This is a genomic window from Faecalimonas sp. LCP19S3_D12 (assembly GCF_052121495.1).
Taxonomy (GTDB): Bacteria; Bacillota; Clostridia; order Lachnospirales; family Lachnospiraceae; genus Faecalimonas.
This window is the reverse complement of the sequence record NZ_JBQKED010000038.1, coordinates 1-22,925: the sequence shown is the minus strand read 5'-3', so window position 1 is coordinate 22,925 and position 22,925 is coordinate 1. Positions and strand designations below refer to the sequence as shown.

The 22,925-nt window shown below is 41.4% G+C and carries 22 protein-coding genes and 1 other annotated feature; of the genes, 16 read left to right on the top strand and 6 right to left on the bottom strand.

Annotated features, from left to right (window positions below; genetic code table 11):
- Window positions 1-273 precede the first annotated feature (273 nt).
- The 4 genes from ACTQXY_RS11680 to murC form a co-directional block, all read right to left on the bottom strand.
- A complete protein-coding gene (locus tag ACTQXY_RS11680) occupies window positions 274-1,458 on the bottom strand; it encodes a ribose-phosphate diphosphokinase (protein WP_441659591.1) in 1,185 nt (394 codons plus the stop codon).
- Window positions 1,458-2,453: an ATP-binding protein gene (locus ACTQXY_RS11675; protein ID WP_441659590.1), complete on the bottom strand. Its 996-nt coding sequence runs from the start codon at window positions 2,451-2,453 to the stop codon at window positions 1,458-1,460. Before ACTQXY_RS11675 ends, ACTQXY_RS11680 begins: the two co-directional genes overlap by 1 nt.
- A gap of 16 nt (window positions 2,454-2,469) precedes the next feature.
- Window positions 2,470-3,543 carry a DnaD domain protein gene (locus ACTQXY_RS11670; RefSeq protein ID WP_441659589.1) on the bottom strand — a complete coding sequence of 358 codons (1,074 nt, stop codon included), beginning with the start codon at window positions 3,541-3,543 and terminating at the stop codon, window positions 2,470-2,472.
- 142 nt (window positions 3,544-3,685) lie between these two features.
- Window positions 3,686-5,062: a UDP-N-acetylmuramate--L-alanine ligase gene (gene murC / locus ACTQXY_RS11665; protein WP_441659588.1), complete on the bottom strand. Its 1,377-nt coding sequence runs from the start codon at window positions 5,060-5,062 to the stop codon at window positions 3,686-3,688.
- 205 nt (window positions 5,063-5,267) lie between these two features.
- Between murC and ACTQXY_RS11660 the strand changes: the two genes are divergently transcribed.
- From ACTQXY_RS11660 to proS, 5 genes are all read left to right on the top strand, one after another.
- Entirely contained in the window at window positions 5,268-6,542 is a 1,275-nt protein-coding gene (locus ACTQXY_RS11660) for a glucose-1-phosphate adenylyltransferase (RefSeq protein WP_441659587.1), read from the top strand.
- Window positions 6,539-7,657: a glucose-1-phosphate adenylyltransferase subunit GlgD gene (glgD, locus tag ACTQXY_RS11655; protein ID WP_441659586.1), complete on the top strand. Its 1,119-nt coding sequence runs from the start codon at window positions 6,539-6,541 to the stop codon at window positions 7,655-7,657. Before ACTQXY_RS11660 ends, glgD begins: the two co-directional genes overlap by 4 nt.
- A gap of 51 nt (window positions 7,658-7,708) precedes the next feature.
- Entirely contained in the window at window positions 7,709-7,990 is a 282-nt protein-coding gene (gene spoVG, locus ACTQXY_RS11650) for a septation regulator SpoVG (protein ID WP_270608760.1), read from the top strand.
- An 87-nt stretch (window positions 7,991-8,077) separates the two neighbouring features.
- Window positions 8,078-8,761 carry a pseudouridine synthase gene (locus ACTQXY_RS11645; RefSeq protein WP_441659585.1) on the top strand — a complete coding sequence of 228 codons (684 nt, stop codon included), beginning with the start codon at window positions 8,078-8,080 and terminating at the stop codon, window positions 8,759-8,761.
- 67 nt (window positions 8,762-8,828) lie between these two features.
- Window positions 8,829-9,038: a binding site (T-box leader), on the top strand.
- Window positions 9,039-9,124: 86 nt separating this feature from the next.
- Window positions 9,125-10,567, top strand: a complete 1,443-nt coding sequence (gene proS, locus ACTQXY_RS11640; RefSeq protein WP_441659584.1) for a proline--tRNA ligase — start codon at window positions 9,125-9,127, stop codon at window positions 10,565-10,567.
- Window positions 10,568-10,617: 50 nt separating this feature from the next.
- Here the strand turns inward: proS and ACTQXY_RS11635 are convergent, their stop codons facing one another.
- Window positions 10,618-11,400 carry a triose-phosphate isomerase gene (locus ACTQXY_RS11635; RefSeq protein ID WP_270608763.1) on the bottom strand — a complete coding sequence of 261 codons (783 nt, stop codon included), beginning with the start codon at window positions 11,398-11,400 and terminating at the stop codon, window positions 10,618-10,620.
- A gap of 282 nt (window positions 11,401-11,682) precedes the next feature.
- Here ACTQXY_RS11635 and pdxA point away from each other — a divergent pair, with 282 nt between their 5' ends.
- From pdxA to ACTQXY_RS11605, 6 genes are all read left to right on the top strand, one after another.
- Window positions 11,683-12,708 (top strand): 4-hydroxythreonine-4-phosphate dehydrogenase PdxA, encoded by a 1,026-nt coding sequence (gene pdxA, locus ACTQXY_RS11630; RefSeq protein WP_441659583.1) that lies wholly within the window; start codon window positions 11,683-11,685, stop codon window positions 12,706-12,708.
- Between the two features lie 15 nt (window positions 12,709-12,723).
- Window positions 12,724-14,070, top strand: a complete 1,347-nt coding sequence (locus tag ACTQXY_RS11625; protein ID WP_441659582.1) for a four-carbon acid sugar kinase family protein — start codon at window positions 12,724-12,726, stop codon at window positions 14,068-14,070.
- Window positions 14,071-14,090: 20 nt separating this feature from the next.
- Window positions 14,091-14,555, top strand: coding sequence for a ribose 5-phosphate isomerase B (rpiB, locus tag ACTQXY_RS11620; protein ID WP_441659581.1), 465 nt, complete (start codon window positions 14,091-14,093; stop codon window positions 14,553-14,555).
- 15 nt (window positions 14,556-14,570) lie between these two features.
- The gene (locus tag ACTQXY_RS11615; protein WP_270608769.1) at window positions 14,571-15,596 is read left to right on the top strand and encodes a 2-keto-3-deoxygluconate permease; all 1,026 of its coding nucleotides are present in this window, start codon (window positions 14,571-14,573) and stop codon (window positions 15,594-15,596) included.
- Window positions 15,597-15,665: 69 nt separating this feature from the next.
- Window positions 15,666-16,169 carry a YcxB family protein gene (locus ACTQXY_RS11610; RefSeq protein ID WP_441659580.1) on the top strand — a complete coding sequence of 168 codons (504 nt, stop codon included), beginning with the start codon at window positions 15,666-15,668 and terminating at the stop codon, window positions 16,167-16,169.
- 26 nt (window positions 16,170-16,195) lie between these two features.
- Complete coding sequence (locus ACTQXY_RS11605) at window positions 16,196-16,960, top strand: DeoR/GlpR family DNA-binding transcription regulator (protein WP_270608772.1); 765 nt, start codon at window positions 16,196-16,198, stop codon at window positions 16,958-16,960.
- A 38-nt stretch (window positions 16,961-16,998) separates the two neighbouring features.
- On the opposite strand, the gene ACTQXY_RS11600 is transcribed toward ACTQXY_RS11605, so the two are convergent.
- Window positions 16,999-17,862, bottom strand: a complete 864-nt coding sequence (locus ACTQXY_RS11600; protein ID WP_441659579.1) for a methionyl aminopeptidase — start codon at window positions 17,860-17,862, stop codon at window positions 16,999-17,001.
- Window positions 17,863-17,989: 127 nt separating this feature from the next.
- Between ACTQXY_RS11600 and ACTQXY_RS11595 the strand changes: the two genes are divergently transcribed.
- The 5 genes from ACTQXY_RS11595 to ACTQXY_RS11575 are packed head-to-tail and all read left to right on the top strand — an operon-like array spanning window position 17,990 to window position 22,739.
- Window positions 17,990-19,066 (top strand): 6-phosphofructokinase, encoded by a 1,077-nt coding sequence (locus ACTQXY_RS11595; RefSeq protein WP_004614335.1) that lies wholly within the window; start codon window positions 17,990-17,992, stop codon window positions 19,064-19,066.
- A 26-nt stretch (window positions 19,067-19,092) separates the two neighbouring features.
- Complete coding sequence (gene dnaX, locus ACTQXY_RS11590) at window positions 19,093-20,652, top strand: DNA polymerase III subunit gamma/tau (protein WP_441659578.1); 1,560 nt, start codon at window positions 19,093-19,095, stop codon at window positions 20,650-20,652.
- Window positions 20,653-20,665: 13 nt separating this feature from the next.
- The gene (locus ACTQXY_RS11585) at window positions 20,666-21,022 is read left to right on the top strand and encodes a YbaB/EbfC family nucleoid-associated protein (protein WP_004614333.1); all 357 of its coding nucleotides are present in this window, start codon (window positions 20,666-20,668) and stop codon (window positions 21,020-21,022) included.
- 14 nt (window positions 21,023-21,036) lie between these two features.
- The gene (gene recR, locus ACTQXY_RS11580; protein WP_004614332.1) at window positions 21,037-21,633 is read left to right on the top strand and encodes a recombination mediator RecR; all 597 of its coding nucleotides are present in this window, start codon (window positions 21,037-21,039) and stop codon (window positions 21,631-21,633) included.
- Window positions 21,633-22,739, top strand: a complete 1,107-nt coding sequence (locus ACTQXY_RS11575) for a substrate-binding domain-containing protein (protein WP_441659577.1) — start codon at window positions 21,633-21,635, stop codon at window positions 22,737-22,739. Before recR ends, ACTQXY_RS11575 begins: the two co-directional genes overlap by 1 nt.
- The last annotated feature ends 186 nt before the right edge of the window (window positions 22,740-22,925 follow it).

Sequence of the window (22,925 nt, the reverse complement as noted above, 5' to 3'; positions counted from 1 at the left end):
CTATAAAGGTCAGTATCAATCAGCAAAGGCAATTGATAACATATTTCAGAAGAACTGAATGGCTATCATTCCTACATTATTGATTATACTGTCTGTACAGTTGACGATAAATTATTATCAAGATTTTTTTCGCACCCTTTTCTAAAATATCGTTTGGATAGTGAGACAGTGCCTAAAATTGAAAATTTTAATGCAGGGGATACTGCTACATTGTTTAGCAGAGAAAATATAAGAGGGCGTCATTATGACGCCCTCTCAATATATATCCGTCTCTTAAATTTTCTCACCATTGCGGTATTTTTTAACTACATTCTGAATTCTTTCGTTCGGACTTAAGATACTGCTAATAGAACCGTCGTGGTTCAATGTATCAATTATGAGAGCGATGTATTTGCTCAGATCGCAGTTGATGTAGTAAGGCTTGCTCAATAATTCCGGTGTCTGATAAATTAAGTTCGTTGTCAGAATACCGTGAATAATGCCCTGTTCGTAAGCCACGTCAAATTTTTTCATACCGTTTGTGAAAAGACCGAAAGTAGCCGCTGCGAAAATACGGTTTGCTTTTCTGTCTTTTAACTGTTTTGCCACATCAAGAATACTGTCCCCAGAAGAAATCATATCGTCAATGATAATCACATCTTTACCTTCCACAGAAGAACCTAAAAATTCGTGAGCGACAATTGGATTACGCCCGTCTACGATTCTTGTGTAATCACGACGTTTGTAGAACATACCCATATCGAGTCCGAGTACGTTGGCAAGGTAGATAGCACGTCCGGTAGCACCTTCATCCGGACTGATTGCCATCATGTGATTGCTGTCAATCTTCAAGTCAGGCACATTCTGAAGCAGTCCTTTGATAAATTGATATGTCGGGCGTACAGTCTCGAATCCGTTCAGCGGAATCGCATTCTGAACACGAGGATCGTGAGCATCAAAAGTAATGATATTGTCAACGCCCATATGCACCAATTCCTGCAAGGCAAGTGCACAGTCAAGAGATTCTCTTGAGCTTCGCTTGTGTTGTCTGCTCTCATAAAGGAAAGGCATGATTACATTGATTCTGCGAGCTTTTCCGCCAATGGCAGCGATAACTCTTTTCAGATTTTGGAAATGATCATCCGGTGACATGTGATTTGTATGTCCAGACAATGAGTATGTTAAACTATAGTTACATACATCTACCATCAGGTAAATATCTTTTCCTCGTACTGATTCGTTGATAATACCTTTTGCTTCTCCGGAACCAAAACGAGGAACCTTGGCATCGATGATATAAGTCTCCTTCTGGTAATCATGGAAAACAACATCATCTTTGGTCTTGGAAATGGACTCTTTTCGCCATTTTACAAGATAATCGTTTACTTTGCCTCCCAATTCCTGACAACCGTCAATTGGAATCATACCAAGTGATCCCACTGGTATATTTTCTAAAGTGCGTTCTGTGCGGTGTAACATTAATTTGCCTCCCTGTTCATTAGTTTCTTTTTGATGCGAATATCATCGCCGGTTAATTTTAACATGGTGTAATTACTGGTAATTCGGGAAAATGTTCTCTCCGAATAAATCTCTACAAGTGATTCCAAGGAAAGATTTGTAGAGATGATTGTTGATTTTCTGCGCAGCAATCGTTCGTTCAGGCAGAGGAACAATTGCGATACAGTAAATGCATTGGAAAGTTCTGTTCCCAAATCGTCAATAATTAACAGATCACAGCTGAAAATATGTTCATACATGATCTCAGCTGTGTTATCTTTTTCGAATTTACTCTTGGCAATGGTGTCAAAGAGTTCAAATGCAGTAAAGTAAATTACCGAATAAGCATGATCAATTAATTCTTTTGCGATACAGTTGGATAAAAAAGTTTTTCCCACGCCAGTGTCGCCATAAAGAAATAAATTGCGAAAATTGTCCGCGAACGTATCTGCAAATTCGCGGCAAGTAAGATAGACATTCTTCATATTTGTGAGAGAAGAGCGCCCTGTTTTTGGGTCAATATGATTATCTGAGTAGTAAGAAAGAGAAAATGTATCAAAATTTTCTTTTTCCAAAATATGCTGTAAATTGGATTGTGTATAAAGCAGATCGATGACTGCTTTGTGGAAACAGTGACATTTTCGATTGCCGATGTATCCGGTATCTTTGCAGTCTTCGCATTCGTAGACCGGCTCCAAATAATCTGCCGGGAAACCAGCAGATAAAAGCAACGTTTTTTTCTGCTCAGATAACTTCCGAATCTCTTCTTTTAAAGCGGGAAGTGCACTCTCATCTCCGTCTAGAAGTTTCCGCGCGTGATTCACACTTAAAAGAGAGATAGAATCGTTGATTTCTTTTAACTCCGGTAGTCGATTATACACTGTTTTATAGCGTTTGTCTAATACATTTCGATTATGCAGCTGTTTTTGCTCATAGGCACGAATAATGGTATCGTATTGAGAATTATTTAAAGCCACGATGGATCTCCTTTAATTATGGTGTGTTCAACAGTTGTTGTTCCAATGAATTAATGTCATAAGAACGTCCCTCAAAATTGTTAAAACGGTTCGAGGTCGGTGCGGCGGCTCTTGTTGCAGCAGCACGACGTTTGATTTCTTTCTCCTGTTGGTATACAAGATCAAGCTTTGTAATGTCAGATAAATGATGAACTCCTTTGGCAATCCAGTTCTTTAAGATGGAGTCAGTGTATTTAAAATCAGGCTGGTGCGTGTTCGCGATTGTGCGGTTACACGCCTCAACAATAATCTCCAAAGTCAGACCGTACTCTTCTGTCCATTTCTTTATGTAGCTTAATTCTACTGCGGCCGGACTTCGTCCTTTGATTCCAAATGCGTTGAGAACTGTATAGCAGTTCTTATTATAAGTGGCAGAGCTTGTCTTTGCTTCAGTTACACTCTTAATGTTTTCGTCAGACCATGCAAGTGCAACAGATTCAATGTAATGCATGCTCTTATGTCCATTTTCCACACAATATTCAATTAGATACTCAATCAAATCTGTTGAAAAATGTAACGTATCAAAGAAATAGTTAATCTTCTGAATATCCTTGCTGGACAATGGTTTACCCATGTACTGCTCAGCGACAAAGTAAAGTTGTCTGAGTTGTTCCTGATTCTCAGCAGCGGCACTTCTAAGTGGTTGGTCTGGCTTTGGTGCAACAGCACTTCTAAGAGGAGACTCTGCTTTTGGTGCAGCAACCGGCTTTGCGATTTCCTCTTTTCTGATGGCAGGTGCAGCGTCGGAAAGCTCCGAAGTCTTTCCAATAGAAAGTCCGCAGATTATTCCGGCATCGTCGTAATCGATCACAAGAAGTCCCATCTTAGACCAGTAATTAAATGCGCGGATAATATCTTTTTCCGTGCATTCCAGACAGTCTGCAAGTTTTGAAATAGTCAGTGAGTTGTCCGGTGTATTCAGGTGGCGCAGTAAAAGCAGGTATACTTTTACATATTCGCCATTTGCCTTTGTCATATAATAATCTATAAAGTCGTTTTCCACAATTGTACTGTTACCTTGAAAACGATTTCGAAGTGTCAGTGTTCTCATTCCTCTTTCGCCGTATCCTTTCCGTTCTCTTCTCTTTCAGTAATGGCTATTATAACACCATATAAGCATAGGAAAAAGCACTTTTCCGTGGATATCTCGGTTTTTTTGTGGATAAAAAAATTGTGGAAACTGTGGATAACTCTTATTTTAGAAGCGCTTCTCCAATGTTTACAACGTCTCCAGCACCCATAGTTATCAACAAATCACCGTGGATACATTTTTCAGAGACAAAATTTTCAATCTCTTCAAAGCTTGGAAAATAGTATGCATCTGTGCCAAGTTCTTTGATTTTTTCAGCAAGTGCAGCCGAAGACATTCCTAAAGTGTCTGTCTCGCGGGCGGCATAGATGTCGGCTAGGACAACATGGTCAGCGAGAGAAAGTGCCTCTGCAAACTCGTCAAAAAATGCTTTTGTTCTTGTGTAAGTGTGCGGCTGGAAAATGCACCAGATATCTTTATGAGGATAATTCTGGGCGGATGTTAGTGTCGCACGGATCTCCGTTGGATGATGCGCGTAATCATCAAGGATTGTAACGCCATCTAGCTCCCCTTTATATTGGAAACGGCGGTCTGTTCCGGTAAATGACAGAATTCCTTTTTTGATAATATCAAGCGGAATCTCAAGCTGCTCGCAAACCGCAATAACCGCAAGTGCATTGGAGACATTGTGGTTACCAGCAACCGCAAGTGTGATGCGATCCACATATTCACCATGCCTTAACAGATCAAAAGAAGCATTTCCGATCTCATCAAATCGAATGTCAGAAGCAGAATAGTCTGCCGGCTGCCTTTCGGAATATGTGATGATCTTGCAGTCCAGTCCGTCAGTGATCGAATCGATTCCTTCGATGTTTTGGTTGATGACCAAAGTGCCATCTGCAGGGAGCAGTGCGGCAAATTGATGGAAGGAGTTACGGATATCGTCAATGTCTTTGAAGAAATCCATATGGTCTTCTTCTATGTTCAGGATAATTCCAATCTTTGGAAAGAAATGCAAAAAGCTATTAGTGTATTCGCAGGCTTCTGTGACAAATACATCAGAGCTTCCTACACGGATATTGCCACCGATTGCCTTTAAAATACCGCCAACAGAGATTGTCGGGTCTTTTTCACCTGCCAGCAATACGTGAGAGAGCATGGAAGTTGTCGTTGTCTTTCCATGAGTCCCAGAAACGGCAATCGGAATCTTGTAATTGGTCATTAGCTGACCAAGTAACTCAGCACGCGATAACATTGGAAGATTTTGTCTTTTTGCCTCGGCAAATTCTTCGTTATCTTCGTGAATTGCCGCTGTATAAACAACAACATCGATTCCGTCTATGATGTTAGATGCTTTTTGCGGATAAAAAACAGAAGCGCCCATAGAGGCTAAATGTTCTGTGAGAGCAGAAACTTTTGAATCAGATCCAGAAATTGTAAAATTTTCTTTTAAAAGAATTTCGGCAAGTCCACTCATGCTGATGCCGCCAATTCCGATAAAATGAACGTGAAGAGGTTCGTTAAAGTTTATTTTATACATATATTACCATCCCATTCTTATGTTTTTGTCATATAATAAGTTTATCCTTTATATTATATACATATATTCAAAAAAAGCAAAGGTCTTTATTTTGTTGGAAATAGATAAAAACATGTAAAAAGATGTTGTTTTTTTGTAAAATATGTTCACTATATGAAAAGATTGTGTTATAATAGACACACTAATACTGAGAAGGGGTGAAGGCATGAAGAAAAAGGAAATGATAGCAATGTTATTAGCAGGAGGACAAGGCAGCAGACTTGGCGTCTTAACTGCGAAAGTTGCAAAACCGGCAGTAGCTTTTGGAGGAAAATACAGAATCATTGATTTTCCGCTTAGTAACTGTATTAATTCGGGGATTGATACAGTCGGGGTGTTGACCCAATATCAACCCTTACGTCTAAACGCACATATTGGGATAGGTATTCCCTGGGATTTAGACCGTAATATTGGCGGGGTGACAGTACTTCCCCCATATGAAAAAAGTACGAACAGTGAATGGTATACCGGAACGGCGAATGCGATCTATCAGAATCTGGAGTATATGGAAAGCTATAATCCGGACTATGTGTTAATTCTATCAGGAGACCATATTTATAAGATGGATTATGAGGTTATGCTAGATTTTCACAAGGAGAACAATGCAGATGTTACCATCGCTGCGATGCCGGTTCCAATTGAAGAAGCGAGCAGATTTGGTATTGTGATTACGGACGAGAATAACCGGATTACAGAATTTGAGGAAAAACCAGCACATCCGAGAAGCAATCTTGCGTCTATGGGAATTTACATTTTCAGCTGGCCAGTGTTAAGAGAAGCATTGCTAAAAAAGAAGGACGAGCCTGGATGTGACTTTGGAAAACATGTGATTCCATATTGTCATGTAAATGGGCAACGTTTGTTTGCGTATGAATACAACGGATATTGGAAAGATGTTGGAACATTGGGTTCTTATTGGGAAGCCAACATGGAATTGATTGACATTATTCCAGACTTTAATTTATATGAAGAATTTTGGAAGATTTATACGAATACCGGATGCATTCCACCGCAGTACATATCAGAGAATTCTGTAATTGAAAAGAGTATTATATGTAATGGTACAGAGATTTATGGAGAAGTTCACAACTCTGTTATCGGATCTAATGTAGTGATTGGACAAGGTGCGGTTGTCCGGAATTCCATTATCATGCAGGATGTGGTTATCGGAGAGAATTGTGTGGTTGATAAGTCGATCATTGCAGAACATGTAAAAGTTGGAGATAATGTCACTTTGGGAATCGGAAGTGATATTCCAAATAAATTAAAACCAAATATTTATTCATTTGGACTTGTTACAATTGGGGAGAATTCAGTAATCCCTGCGAATGTGCAGATAGGAAAAAATACTGCAATCAGCGGCGTGACAGTAAAAGAAGATTATGTCGATGGAGTACTTGAAAGTGGAGAAACGTTGATAAAGGTAGGTGAACAGGCATGAGAGCAGTAGGGATTATTTTAGCGGGTGGTAATAGTAATAAGATGCGTGAATTGACAAAAAAACGTGCGGCGGCAGCTATGCCGATAGCTGGAAGTTACAGGGCGATTGATTTTGTGCTTAGTAATATGTCGAACTCGCATATTCAAAAGGTAGCTGTGTTGACACAGTACAATGCAAGATCGTTGAATGAACACTTAAATTCTTCCAAATGGTGGGACTTCGGGAGAAAGCAGGGCGGATTATATGTATTTCCACCTACAATTACAGCGGATAATGGCAATTGGTACAGAGGAACGGCAGATGCGATTTATCAGAATCTTGATTTCTTGAAAAAATCGCATGAACCATATGTAATTATAACATCAGGTGATGCGATTTATAAGATGGATTATAATAAAGTATTAGAATATCATATTGCTAAAAAAGCGGATATTACAGTAGTTTGTAAAGATCTCGATGACGGCGAAGATGCAAGAAGGTTTGGAACTTTGAAGCTAAATGAGAATATGCGTGTGGAAGAGTTTGAAGAGAAACCGATGATGGCAAAGTCAAGTACTGTCTCAACCGGTATTTATATCATCCGGAGACGCCAGCTGATTGATCTGATCGAACAGTGTGCGGAAGACGACAGATATGATTTTGTATCGGATATTTTGATCCGTTATAAGAATTTGAAGAAAATTTATGCATATAAGATTAAAGACTATTGGAGTAATATCTCCACAGTTGATGCATATTATCAGACGAATATGGACTTTTTGAAAGCAGATGTAAGAAAACACTTCTTCAAAACATATCCGGCGATTTATTCAAAAGTTGGTGATTTGCCTCCGGCGAAATACAATCCGGGTTCGGTTGTGAAGAATAGTTTGGTCGCAAGCGGAAGTATTATCAATGGAACAGTTGAGAACTCCATTCTTTTCAAAAAAGTATATGTGGGAAATAACTGTGTGATAAAAAATTCAATTATTTTGAATGATGTATATCTTGGAGATAATACCTATATTGAGAATTGTATTGTGGAGAGTCGTGACACGATTAGATCCAATACACGTCATATTGGGGAAAACGGGGTAAAAGTCGTAGTAGAAAAAAATGAGAGATATGCATTGTAATCTGAATTCAGAAAAATAAAAACAATGCAAGATGGAAAGGGGTTAAAACATATGCAAATTACAGATGTACGTGTGAGAAAAGTAGCGAAAGAAGGAAAATTAAAGGCGGTAGTTTCCATTACGATGGATGACGAATTCGTAGTGCATGATATTAAGGTGATTGAAGGAGAAAAAGGACTTTTTATTGCAATGCCGAGTAAAAAAGCTTTGGACGGTGAATATAGAGATATTGCACATCCAATCAATTCTGATACAAGAGAAAGAATTCAAAGCATCATATTGGAAAAATATGAGGAAGCATTAAAAGAAGAACCTGTGGAGGCGTTGGTGTAGATTTATACCGGAAACAGGATGTTTTCTAAAATATGGAGACGAGGGTTTGTGCCGAACCCTCGTCTTTAGTTGTGAAAAGGAGAAAGAATGAATTTAAAGATACTATTTGAAGATACACATGTGATCGTCTGCTATAAACCGGCAGGGGTGCCGACACAGACAAGCAAAATTGGCTCTCAGGATATGGTGAGCATTCTGAAAAATTATTTGTACAAAAATCAAAAAGAAAGGAAAGAACCCTATGTGGCGGTGATTCATCGGCTGGATCAACCGGTAGAGGGCATACTTGTATTTGGAAAAACACCATTTGCGGCTAAAGAGCTAAGCTCCCAGATGCAGGGGGCAGGGTTTGGAAAGTATTACAAAGCAGTTGTATGTGGAAAATTTGAAGAAAAAAGTGGGAAACTAGAACATTATATGGTAAAAGACGGCCGGTCAAACCTTTCAAAAGTGTGTGAGCCGTCAGCGAAGAATGCAAAAAGCGCAGTGCTTTTTTACAAGGTCGAAAAGGAAGGAATGGAAGATGGAGAAGAGAGAAGTCTTGTAAATATCAGATTGGAAACGGGGCGGCACCATCAGATACGGGTGCAGATGGCAGCAACAGGCTGCCCGATTTGGGGAGATGCAAAATATAATGGAAAGCAATTAAAGGGAAGACGGCAGATTGCTCTTTGTGCAAGCCATTTGGAATTTTTGCATCCAAAGGCAAAGGAAAAGATGATATTTGAAATCGAACCGGAAGGAGAAGGCTTTCGAAAAATATTTTTCTGAAAAATCAGTATTCTACGGGGTTGACAAACAACAAGATTTCTCATAGAATTAGTGGTAATTACTGAGAATATTGGCTGTGAAGAGGAATAGTATATACAGGACGAGCCACAGAGAGAGAATTGATTGGTGAAAGATTCTTGCGAGAAGTGTATGGAACCTACCTTGGAGCCACTGTGTGAAAATGCAGCGTGACATCAGCGTTAATGATGACTAAAGAGAATTGTAGAGGAATCTATGATTAATTAGGGTGGTACCGCCGAGTCTTTCGGTCCCTTTTGGAGGGATGAAAGGACTCGGCTCTTTTTATTTCCTCAAAAAATAGGATGGGGCAAGGGGCCCTGCAAATAAAAAGGAGAGAAAAACATGGCAAACGAAAAAAAACTTGTAAAAGCGATTACGGCGAGAGATGAAGATTTCGCACAATGGTACACAGATGTTGTACGTGAAGCAGAACTTTGTGACTATTCATCAGTAAAAGGATGCTTGAACTACTTACCGAATGGTTATGCGATCTGGGAGAACATTCAGAAAGATTTGGATGCGAGATTTAAAGAGACAGGTGTAGAGAACGTATCTTTACCAATGTTGATTCCGGAAAGTCTGCTTGAAAAAGAAGGAGATCATATCGAAGGATTTGCACCGGAAGTAGCATGGGTAACACATGGAGGAATGGAAAGACTTCAGGAAAGACTTTGCATCAGACCTACATCAGAGACATTGTTCTGTGACTTGTGGAGCAAGATGGTTCGTTCACATAGAGATTTACCAAAAGTATGGAATCAATGGAATTCCGTGCTTCGTTGGGAAAAGACAACAAGACCTTTCTTGCGTTCAAGAGAATTCTTGTGGCAGGAAGGACATACAATTCATGCGACATACGAAGAGGCTGAACGGAGAACACTTACTATGTTGAAAGTATATCAGGACTTTATCCGTGATTCACTTGCAATTCCGTTCGTATCAGGAAGAAAAGCAGAGAATGAAAAATTTGCGGGAGCTCAGGATACTTACACAGTAGAAGCGCTTATGCATGACGGAAAAGCGTTGCAGTCAGCAACAAGCCATTTCTTCGGAAATGGTTTCCCAGATGCGTTTAACATCAAATATATAGACAAAAATAACCAGCCTCACAGTGTATATGAGACATCATGGGGACTTTCCACAAGAATTATCGGTGCGATCATTATGGTTCACGGAGATGATGACGGACTTGTATTGCCACCAAGAATTGCACCGGTTCAGACAAAAGTAATTCCAATTGCTCAGCATAAAGAAGGAGTTCTTGAAAAAGCAGATGAATTGTTGGCAGCATTAAAAGCAGCTGGATACAGAGCGAAAATCGACGATTCAGAGAAGAGTCCAGGATGGAAATTCAGTGAGCAGGAGATTCTTGGTATCCCAACACGTATCGAGATTGGACCAAAAGATATCGAGAAGAATCAGGTTGTTGTGGTACGTCGTGATACACGTGAAAAGATTGTTGTTTCTATCGATGAGATTACAACAAAACTTGGTGAGATTTTAGAGACAATTCAGAAAGATATGTATGAGAAAGCAAAAGCATTCTTGAATTCACATATTGATACAGCAGTTACAATGGATGAGATGGTTGAAAAATTCAAAGCAAACCGTGGATTTGTAAAAGCTTGCTGGTGTGGAGATGAAGAATGTGAAGGCGAGATCAAATACGCTACAGGTGGAGCTTCCACGCGTTGTCTGATCGAAGATGAAGAGATGATTTCAGACACATGTATTTTCTGCGGAAAACCTGCAAAACACATGGCATACTGGGGAAAATCATACTAAAAATAATTTGGGCAGAGATTTTATTAAAAATCTCTGCCCTTTTTATGTGGTTATTGATTGTCGTAAGTTTCTTTTGCATCCCGAATCAGGCTATTAAAATTATCCGCCTGCCATGCGCTTCGTCCAGTGAACAGTCCGTCGATGGAGGGCTGGACAATCAATTGATTCGCGTTTTGTGGGTTGACGCTTCCGCCGTATAACACAGGAATATCAGAAGCTTCCTCGCCGAACAGCTCAAAGAGTGTAGACTTAATTATCTTGTGTTTTTCTTCAGCATACTCTGCAGAAGCAGGGATTCCGTTTACCCCGATAGACCAGACAGGTTCGTAAGCAACCCAAATGTTTGGAACCTGTTCCTTGGTGATGCCGTGAAACCCTACTTTTAATTGTGTGCGAAGCACTTCGTCGCTGATACCGTATTCTTTTTCAGCAGCGGTTTCTCCGATGCAAAGCAGAGTGGTAAACCCGTGAGAGAGTGCAGCGTGCACTTTTTTGTTTTCTTCAAAATCTGTCTCGCCAAAGACGTGACGGCGTTCCGAATGCCCGATCATGACGAGCTCCAAATTCAATTCTTTTAGCATTAATGGAGAAATCTCTCCTGTAAACTGCCCTTCTTCTTCCCAACACATATTTTGTGCTCCTAATTTGATTAGGTTGTGGTCAACTGAAGTTGAAGCAGAGGGAAGGGAAGTGAAAGAAGGAATGACGAATAGTGTGATCTCATCCCGACTGATATCTTTTGTGTTTTCTGCCAGTTTTTGCAGGTAACTAACGGTATCTGCTATGTTCTTGTACATCTTTAAGTTTGTTCCAAAATAAAGTTTTTTCTGCATATGAATTCCTCCTGAATAAAATTGTGACGTTGCTTATGGGTTTATTATATCTCATGTGCGAAGTGAAATCAATAAAAACAAAAGAAAACATAAAAACGAAAAGAAACGAAAACGATTAACGAAAATATAGTATAAAATGCACAAAAGTTATTTTGTTTAAATGTTAAAAAGAATGAAAAAGTAAAAAAGTGTTGAAAAACAAAAAGAATAGTCGTAAAATCAAAATATAAAATAAAAGAAAACGAAATATAAATAAAATAAAACGAAAGGAAATGAAATGCTATGAGCGAAACAAGATTTAAACCTATCACAGCGATAACAATGGGAGATCCGGCAGGAATAGGACCGGAGACAGTAGTGGAGACAATGCTGGAAAAAGAAATTCATGAATGCTGCAGACCGTTTGTAATCGGAAGTGTCGCAATTATGGAAAGAGCAGCTAAAATATTGGGAAAAGAATTGAGATATAACCGGATTCAAGACCCGGAAGAGGCAAAATTTGAATATGGTACGGTTGATATCATTGAGACGGGTGAATATGATACAGATTCTATTCAATGGGGGAAAGTACAGGCGCTTGCAGGTCAGATGGCAATTGACTGGATTATGAAATCCATTGAACTTGGAATGGCAAAGAAAATAGATGCCGTTTCCACAGCTCCGATTCATAAAGGTGCGATTAAGCTGGTTGGTATTCAAGAACCTGGACATACAGAGATTTACCAGCATGCGACAAATTCGCCGTATGCATTGACAATGTTCTCGTGCCATAAGCTGAGGGTATTTTTTGTGAGCAGACATATGTCATTGGTGGATGCTTGCCATTATGCAACAAAAGAAGTTGTTTTGGAAAATGTAATCAATATTGATAAGGAACTTAGAAAAGTAGGAATTGAAAATCCGCTTATTGCAGTTGCAGGATTGAACCCACATAATGGTGACAATGGTTTATTCGGAAGAGAGGAAATTGATGAACTGGAACCGGCGGTAAAGGCGGCACAGGAAATGGGAATCAATGCAGTAGGTCCTTGCCCGGCGGATTCTGTTTTCCACATTGGAAAGTCAGGAAAATATGATGCGATTCTTTCGTTGTATCATGATCAGGGACATATTGCATGTAAGACATTGGATTTTGAAAAATCGGTGACATTGACATTTGGACTTCCGTTTATTAGAAGTTCTGTCGATCATGGAACTGCATTTGACATTGCGGGAAAAGGAATTGCGGGAGCGGTAAGTTTGATAGAATCAACCAAGGTGGTCTCAGAGTATGCAGCTCTTCAACATGAAAAAAGTCAAAAGAAATAAAAGGAGGCGGTTAAAATGCCATTAATCGGAGCAGTAGCAGATGATCTGACAGGGGCGACAACGACAGGTGTGTTACTGGCAAGATCGAAAGCAAGAACAGCGGTGTTTTTTAATGAAACAGCAGCGGAAAATACAAAAAATGCAGAAGCGTTAGATGCGATTTTGGTAAGTAGTAACAGCAGGGCGCTTCCGGCTGATGAGGCATACGAGAAAGTGAAATCTGCAACTCTTGCGTTAAAACGAATGGGGGTAAAATATTTTTCGAAAAGAATTGATACCACTCTTCGAGGCGGAATTGGTATAGAGATTGATGCGATGCTGGATCAGATGGCAGAAGATACCGTTGCAGTTGTGGTTCCGGCAATGCCGCAGTCAAAACGTATCGTGGCAGGTGGATATTCGATTATCGACGGAGTGCCGTTGATTCGCACACCGGTGGCACAGGATGTGCGGACACCTGTAAAAGAAAATTATATTCCACGACTTCTTGCGGGACAGACAAAGAGGAAAGTCGGTCTTGTAAAACTGGATCAAGTACTTGCGGGAGTGGGTGCGATTCGGGAGGCATTGGAAGACCAGCGTGAAGAGAAATGCCAGGTTATTGTGGTTGATGCGGCCACTCTTGAAGATGTTGAGAATATTGCAAAAGCATGTATTGACCTTGCGTGGGATGTGGTAGCGGTAGATCCAGGACCATTTACGGCAAAGCTTGCATATGGAAGAGGCTTGATACAGGCAGAAGAGGCAAATGTACCAGAAGGAAAAGCAGATGAGACAGGAAAGACTGTTTTGATTGCAGCAGGAAGCGCGACGCCGGTGACGAAGAGGCAGATGGAAGTGCTCTGTGAAGACAAAAGACATGTGAGAATCAGTGTTGAGCCAATTCCGTTGGTTGACGGAGGAGATGCGGCTTTGGATGAGGCGTTTAAAGCGGTTAATAAAGCGGTAGAACTTTTGGAATCGGATGAACAGCCGAGGGCGATTTTGTTTGAGACGGCATTGCATGGAGAGTTGTTGGATTTGGATAAAGAGGATGAAAAACGAGGATATTCAAGCGGTATGAGTGCAAACCGAATTAACGCAGGACTTGGAACAATTATCTCTCAGGTGTTGGAACAGGTCGGCAAAAAAAGAATTGCAGGACTCTATACAACAGGCGGAGATACGATGGTGAATGTCTGCTATCAGCTTGGAGTGGAGTGTATTGAAGTGCTTGACTATGTGATTGCACAAACAGATATCGGAAGACTTGTCGGAAATTATGAAGGACTTCCGGTAATTGGAAAAGGCGGATTAACCGGAAATGATCATACAGCTTGTGATATTGTAGATCGTTTATTCCAGGAGACATTGAGAAAATAAAGTTTAGGAGGAATAGAATTATGAAACTAGCAATTGGTTGTGATGAAGCTGCATATGCGTTAAAAGTGGAGATTATGAAACACCTTGACAGTAAAGGAATCGAATATCATGATTTTGGAGCGGAGAAAGGAGAAGTTGTGCTGTATCCGGATGTTGCGGTAAAAGTGGCGGAGGCTGTGGCACGAGGAGAATATGAGAGAGGAATTCTTGTCTGTGGCACCGGTATCGGGATGGCGATTGCGGCAAATAAAGTTCCTGGAATCCGTGCTGCGGTATGTCATGATCCGTTTTCGACAGAGCGTTCCAGAAAGAGCAACAATGCACAGATTATGTGTATGGGTGAACGAGTAATCGGTGTGGAACTTGCAAAATACCTGGTAGATATCTGGCTGGAGTGCGAGTTTGCAGGCGGAGGATCCGCTCCGAAAGTAGACCGCATTATGGAGTATGAAGAGATGTATTTGAACAAAGAACGCAAAATCTAAAAGGAGGGCATGAAAATGGGCGGAAAAGAAGTAAAGGAACAAAGAGATTTTGATATACTAAATAAAATGAAAAAACTACCGGGCGGACTTGTCATTATTCCGTTGGTCATTGCTGTTCTGCTCGCGACGTTCGTGCCTCAGGTCTTTCAGATTGGTGGGTATGTAACAGCACTTTTCTACGAAGGAAACGCATGTATGATGGGATTTTTCCTGATCGTGTGTGGATCTACAATCAATATCAAACAAGTTGGCATGCCGCTGTATAAAGGTGTTGCGCTTACCGGAATCAAATTCCTGTTAGGTGTTGCGTTTGGGTTGATTGTCGGAAAAATCTGCGGACCGGCAGGATTTCTTGGGATTACACCGTTTGTAATGATTGCGGCTATCACAAACTCCAATGGATCGCTATACATATCACTGTCTTCGCAGTTTGGAAATGCAACAGATACAGGAGCGATTTCGATTTTGTCATTGAATGATGGACCGTTTTTTACATTGGTTGCATTGGGAGCAACAGGACTTGCATCAATTCCGTTTAAATCGTTGATCGCGACATTGATTCCTATTCTGATTGGATTTATCTGGGGAAATCTCGATGCAGGATTCCGAAAAGCATGTGCTACTGCACAGCCGATTGTTACATTTTTCATGACCATTTCAATAGGCGCAAAAACGGATGTCAAGACAATATTGACCGCCGGAGCAGCTGGAATTATATTGGGATTGATCTCAGCAGCAACATCTGTCATCTTTTTCTTTGTATTCAATTTGCTTTTGCCGAAGAAAGAGAGAAATGCAATGGGAGCGGCGATTGGTACGACAGCGCTGAACTCGGCAATGACGCCGGCAGCCGTTGCGGAGGCAGATCCTTCGATGGCTCAGTATACAGATATGGCAACAGCACAATGTGCGACAGCATCTATCATCACATTGTTCCTATGTCCGTTTATTGTAGCATTTTTTGATAAGATGATGAGGAAGAGACAACTTGGTATCTATTCTCCGGAAGGATGGGCATACCAGGGGCAAAAAGTGAATTAAGACAGATTGGAAAAACCCCCTTTTTATGATATAATAAAGGGGGTTTTTAGAAAACAGGGAGAAACTTTTATGGAAGAAAAAATATTTGTACAGATGACAGAAAAAGTACTGTTTGATTTTATGTTGTTTCACACGTATTCGAAGTTTGCGGGATTTTTGAGCAACGTTCTCGGAATGGCAGTGGCGTTTATTGGTATTATCCTTACGATTATGAATAAGGCAACGATAGGACAGCTTGTTTTGTATCTGGTGGCTGCTGCGATTTTTGTCAGTTTTACGCCAATCCAGCTAAAGATGCGGGCGAAAAAACAGATGCAGACGAATGCGGAATATAAAGAAGGATGCAGTTATTTATTCCGAAAAGAGAATTTGACTCGGGTGCAGGGAGAGTGTGAGACTGTGTTTGAATGGAATCAAATTGAAAAAGTAGTTTCTACACCTAAGACGATAGGGTTTTATTATGGACCGGACAAGGCGCTGATCGTGCCAAAAGAATGTTTTGAAAATCGGTTTGTACAGATCATGCAGATTGTAATGCAAAATGTGGATATGTCGAAAGTAAATGTTAGATAAGAGTGACAGAATATGGGGGGATTATTATGCAGGAACGTCGGAGAGCGATTTTGCAGGAATTAGAAGAATATGGGAAAGTCAAGGTGGCGCAGTTGAGCGAGGAACTGAATTGTTCTGAAGTGACCATACGAAACGATATCAAAGCGATGGAAAAAGAGGGGCTTTTGCAGAGGACGCATGGCGGTGCAATTGCGTTGGAACAAGAGCGTAAACGGAAATATTCGGCCGAGAGTATCTATCGTCATGTAGACAGAAAAAAAGCGATTGCTGCAAGTGCATATGAATATATCGACGATCGCGATACCATCATATTAGATGATGCGTCCAGCAGTTTCTATTTGGCGCTGCATATCAAGCAGCATCCGGAGAAACATGTGGCGATCGTGACGAACTCTCTGCTTGTGGGCAACGAGTTAGAAGGGGTAAAACATGTGGAGCTTTACATGATAGGAGGATATGTGGGAGGACACCTTGCCGCAACAATGGGTGAGGCGGCTGTGGCGAACATGGCGCAGTTTCATGTGGACAAAGCGTTTATCGGTGTGCACGGTATTAATTTTGATGTGGGACTTACTTCGATTGGAACTCCGCAGATGCAGGTAAAGCAGGCGATTTTGAACTCTGCAGAGCAAGTGTTTGTGTTGGCGGACAGTAGTAAGTTCGGAGGCGGTTATTTGTCCGTTATCTGTCCTTTGCAGAAGATACACAAGATTATCACAGATAAAGAGGTTGATGAAAAATACATTAGACTAGCGGCAAAAAAACAAGTGTCGATGGTCGTGTCAAAATAAGAAAAAGGAATCTCGCAAGTGGGATTCCTTTTTGGTGTCTATTTAGTTAATACTTCGATACCTGTTTCGGTGACAAGCACCATGTATTCGATCTGTGCGGATAATCCGTCATCTTCGGTGTAGACCGTCCAGCCGTTGTCTTCATCTACAAAGAAATCGGGACTTCCTTCGTTGATCATCGGTTCGATGGTGAACATCATTCCCGGAACAAGAACCATCTCGGTTCCTTTTTCAGTGACATAGCTCACAAAAGGTTCTTCGTGAAATGCAAGACCGATTCCGTGACCGCCGATGTCTTCAACCACAGAGTAACCGTTTGCCTGAGCGTGTGAGTTGATTGCATCGGCAATATCCCCGAGATGCCCCCAAGGTTTTGCTGCTGCAAGACCAAGTTCTACACATTCTTCGGTTACTTTTAGAATCTTTTTCGCCCGGTCGGACAATTCGCCGATGGCAAACATTCGGGATGCATCTGAATAATATCCATTGAGAATGGTAGAGACGTCCACGTTGATGATGTCACCTCCCTCTAAAATAATATTTTCGTCTGGAATTCCGTGGCAAACTTCGTTGTTGATGGAAGTGCATACACTTTTTGGAAAACCGTCATATCCAAGTGGCGCAGGAATACCGCCGTGTTCGGTTGTGTAGTCATAGACCAGTTTGTCTATCTCGGCGGTGCTCATCCCTGCGTGAATATGTTTTGCAACGTGATCAAGAACCGCTGTGTTGAGCGCTGCACTTTTTTTGATCTCTTCAATCTGTGCAGGTGTCTTGAGCATACTTCTGTCAGGGACAATGTGTCCTTCGGAAGCTAAAAGTAATATTTTGTCATCAATTTGCATGTGGCATTTTTTATATTTTTTCCCGCTGCCACACCAGCAGAGTTCATTTCGTTCCATAATAAAAATCTCCTTTGAATTGCATCATACTATATAGTATAACGCATTTTTCTGTTGTTAGCACCTATAAAATGGGGTATACTGTTACTGAAATAAATGACTATGTAATGTGAAAGGATGTGTATATATGTTGAGAATTGGAATACTGACAAGCGGCGGAGACTGCCAGGCGTTAAATGCAGCGATGCGCGGCGTGGTAAAAGGGATCACATCGAAGAGAAATGATGTGGAAATCTATGGATTCAAAGACGGGTATAAAGGTCTGATCTATGCCAACTTTGAGATGTTGACAGCAAAAGATTTTTCAGGGATACTCACGGTTGGAGGGACGATTCTCGGAACATCCAGACAGCCGTTCAAATTGATGCGGGTGCCGGACGCCAATGGACTTGACAAGGTGAAGGCGATGAAGCATACATATCATAAATTGAATCTGAACTGCCTTGTGGTGCTTGGTGGAAACGGGACACATAAGACAGCGAATCTGCTTCGAGAGGAAGGTTTGAATGTGATTACACTTCCAAAGACAATTGACAATGATTTATGGGGAACAGATATGACATTTGGTTTCCAAAGTGCAGTGGATATTGCGACGAATACAATTGACTGTATCCATACAACCGCGACATCTCACAGCCGTGTATTTATCGTGGAAGTGATGGGACACAAAGTTGGATGGGTGACATTGCATGCGGGAATTGCAGGAGGCGCTGATATTATCTTGCTTCCGGAGATTCCGTATGATCTGAATGTGATTTCGGAGGCGATTGAAAAACGCACAAAAGCAGGAAAACACTTTACGATTATTGCAGTTGCGGAAGGAGCGATGTCAAAAGAAGAAGCTGCGATGCCGAAGAAAGCTTATAAAGCAAAATTAAAAGAACGCAAATATCCTTCTATTGCATATGAATTGGCAGAAGAGATTCAGAAAAAGACAGATCAGGAAGTACGTATTACGGTGCCGGGGCACACACAAAGAGGAGGTTCCCCTTGCCCTTACGATAGAGTGCTTGCGACAAGGCTCGGAGCTGCTGCGGCAGAATTGATCTTGAAAGAAGAATATGGTTACATGGTCGGGATGAAAAAAGGAGAGACTGTAAAAGTGCCGCTGTCTGAAGTGGCAGGAAAGTTAAAGATGGTGGATCCGGATTCTAAGATCATCAAAGAGGCAAAGCTGACAGGAATCAGTTTTGGAGATAAATAGACGAAGAGAAAGAAAGGAAGTTGGAGATGTCGTATACTGCTTTGTATAGAAAATTTCGCCCGGGGGAATTTGAGGATGTAAAAGGGCAGGATCATATCAGCAAGACATTGCAGAATCAGATAAAAGCAGACCGAATCGGACATGCGTATCTCTTTTGTGGAACGAGGGGGACCGGTAAGACATCGGTTGCGAAGATATTTGCAAAGGCGGTAAACTGTGAGCATCCGGTAAATGGAAGCCCCTGTGGTGTGTGCGACAGCTGTAAAGCAATCAGTTCCGGTACTTCTATGAATGTGATCGAGATAGATGCTGCTTCGAACAATGGTGTTGACAATATCCGTGAGATTCGGGAAGAGGTGGCGTATCGTCCTACGGAAGGAAAATATAAAGTGTATATCATCGACGAGGTGCATATGCTTTCTATTGGGGCGTTTAATGCACTTTTAAAGACGCTGGAAGAGCCGCCGGAATATGTTATTTTTATTTTGGCGACAACGGAGGCTCATAAGATACCGATTACAATTCTATCCAGATGTCAGAGGTATGATTTTAAAAGAATTACAATTGATACGATTGCGGCGCGTCTGACAGATCTTATGCAAAAGGAGAATATAGAAGTTGAGGAGAAAGCAATTCGCTATGTTGCAAAGGCGGCGGATGGCTCGATGAGAGATGCGTTAAGCCTTTTGGACCAGTGCATCGCGTTCTATCTTGGGCAGAAGCTGACATATGATAATGTGTTGGAGGTGCTCGGAGCGGTTGACACGGAAGTGTTCAGCAGGCTGCTTCGTGAACTTTTGGAAAGAAATGTTGCGAAAGTGATGAAAAGTCTGGATGAACTTGTTATGCAAGGGCGTGAGCTTTCGCAGCTTGCAGCTGATTTCACGTGGTATTTAAGGAACTTGCTTCTTGCGAAAAGTTCTGATAATATGGAGGATGTGTTAGATGTATCGACAGAGAATCTGGCACAGCTGAAGGAAGAAGCACAGATGATAGAAAATGATACACTGATACGCTATATCAGGATTTTTTCAGAATTGTCCAATCAATTAAAATATGCAACACAGAAGCGGGTTATGATGGAAGTGGCATTTATCAAGCTGTGCAGACCGGAGATGGAAGTGGAGCAGGATACACTGTTAGAACGTATTCGTGCTTTGGAAGAGCAGATGCAGCAAGGGATTGCGGTAAGACCTCAGGCAGCTGCCTATGCGGAACAAACTGTGGAAGAGGAGCCTGGACCAAAGGTGGAACTTACAAAAGCACTTCATGAAGATGTCAAGGCAGTTGCGAAAGATTTTCGTCCGATTGTAAATCAGCTATCGGGCATGCTGCGCAATTGTCTGAAGATGGCAAGGCTGAGTGTAGGCAATCAGGATCAGCTTCTCATTGTGCTTCCGGATGAAGTGAGCGCAGGTGTAGTTGGGACGCCGGAACATAGAGAAGAGATAGAACATCTTATTGAACAAAGAATCGGCAAGACTGTCGCGATCGAAGTTCGGTGTGTGGAAGAAGGACGACGATTTGAGGATAGTTTTGTAGATATAGAAAAAGTGGTACACATGGATATCACGGTAGAAGATTAGGAGGATTATAATTATGGCAAAACGTGGAGGATTTCCAGGTGGAGGAATGCCGGGAAATATGGCAAATTTAATGAAACAGGCTCAGAAGATGCAAAGACAGATGGAAGAGCAGGCAAAAGAGCTTGAGAGTAAAGAATTTACTGCAACAGCAGGAGGCGGTGCAGTGGAAGTGACGGTATCCGGAACGAGAGAAGTGACAAAAGTGAAACTTCAGGAAGAAGTTGTGGATCCGGATGATATTGAGATGCTTGAAGACTTGATTGTGGCAGCTACCAATGAAGCGCTTCGTAAAGTTGAAGCGGAGTCGGCTTCTGCGATGTCAAAACTGACAGGCGGATTAGGCGGCGGAATTCCGGGGATGCCATTTTAAGGAGTGCAAAAGAAATGGATTATTATAGCAGCCAGATAAGTAAATTAATCGAAGAATTATCAAGACTTCCTGGTATTGGTGCAAAGTCAGCTCAGAGGCTGGCTTTTCATATTATCAACATGCCGAAAGAGCAAGTGCAAAGTCTTGCGGGCTCGATGACAGAAGCCAGGGAAAATGTACGCTATTGTAAACAATGCCACACGCTTACCGATCAGGAATTGTGCCCGATCTGCAGCAACAGTAATCGTGATGCAAAGACAATCATGGTGGTGGAGACGACGAGGGATTTGGCGGCTTACGAAAAGACAGGAAAATATCAAGGAGTCTATCATGTGCTTCACGGTGCGATCTCGCCAATGCTTGGGATTGGACCTGGAGATATCAAATTGAAAGAGCTGATGGAACGCCTTCAAGGAGATGTGGATGAGGTGATCATTGCGACAAATTCCAGCCTGGAAGGGGAGACGACAGCGATGTATATCAGCAAATTGATCAAGCCTACTGGTATCAAAGTAAGTAGAATTGCAAGTGGAGTTCCGGTTGGCGGCGATTTGGAATATATAGATGAAGTGACGCTTTTGCGAGCGTTAGAGGGAAGAACAGAGATTTGATGAAAAAAAAGAAAGTGACATCGACAGATATTGCGCGGAAAGCAGGGGTATCTCAGTCGACCGTGTCTATGGTTTTAAATAAAAAATATAATGTTTCTTTTTCGAAAGAGACAATTGAGAGAGTGGAAAAAGCAGCGAAAGAGCTTGGATACGTGGCACCGAAACGCAAGGTGAGAAAAGCGGGAAAAAAGGAAAAGCATTTGGCGGTATTTTGCCCGAACCTTACCAATCCATATTATGTGATGCTTCTGCAAGGGGTTGAGATGCGTGCGCGAGACGAGGAGTATACTTTGTTTGTATGCAATACTCAGCGGGACCTTGGTATGGAAGAACGATATTTAAAGATGATGCCGAGCCTGAATCCGATGGGAATTATCTATATGTGTAATCCGAGTGAATGTTTTATGGATATGGTGGAGCGTCTTGCCGAGCGGATTCCGGTCGTGATCATCAATAATCAGAATGAGAAACTGAGTCTGGATGCGGTGGAATTGGATAATTCAAAGCTTGGACGTCTGATGGCGCGTCATCTTCTGGATTTGGGACACAAAAAAGTCGCTTATATTACCCCGCCTCTTACGACAAGGCAAAAACAGCGGTCGAAGAGGACGGAAGGTTTTTTGAAAGAGTTTGAAAAGGAAGGTCTGAAATCACAAGTAATTGTGAAAGAGGCTGGTGAGCAGATGGACATCGGAGTGGCAAATGTGGATTCAGAATATCGCGTGGGATATGAGCTGACTAAGGAGCTTATGGAAGAAGAGACAGATCTGACGGCAATTGTCGGTCTCAACGATATGATTGCGCTTGGAATACTAGATGCTTTGTATGAGCTGAAATACCGGGTGCCACATGATGTTTCGGTGATGGGATGCGACAATATTCTGTTTGGAAAGATGCACAAGGTGGCTTTGACTACGATTGAGCATTTTGTGATTTTTAAGGGAAGAGATGCGTGTGATATTATTATGAAAAAGATTAAGTTTAAACATGCAGACTTTTCTGATATGGAACCGGTAAGCACATACCATGTAGAGTATGAACCTAAATTAATCACACGCGGAACAACCTCTTATGCCAAGATAACCGACCGGACAAAACAAAAGTGAAATTAATAGAAAAGAGAAAATTATCAATAATAAAAATATGAAAAATATTTGTAAAGAAGCCTGAAAATGGCTTCTTATTTTTATATAATAGGAAATTCCGATTTTTGTTGGAACAATGAATGAAAATAGCCCGCACAAAGTCGGGCATGAGAACAAGATGACGCTCGTTAGAAGATATAAAAACCT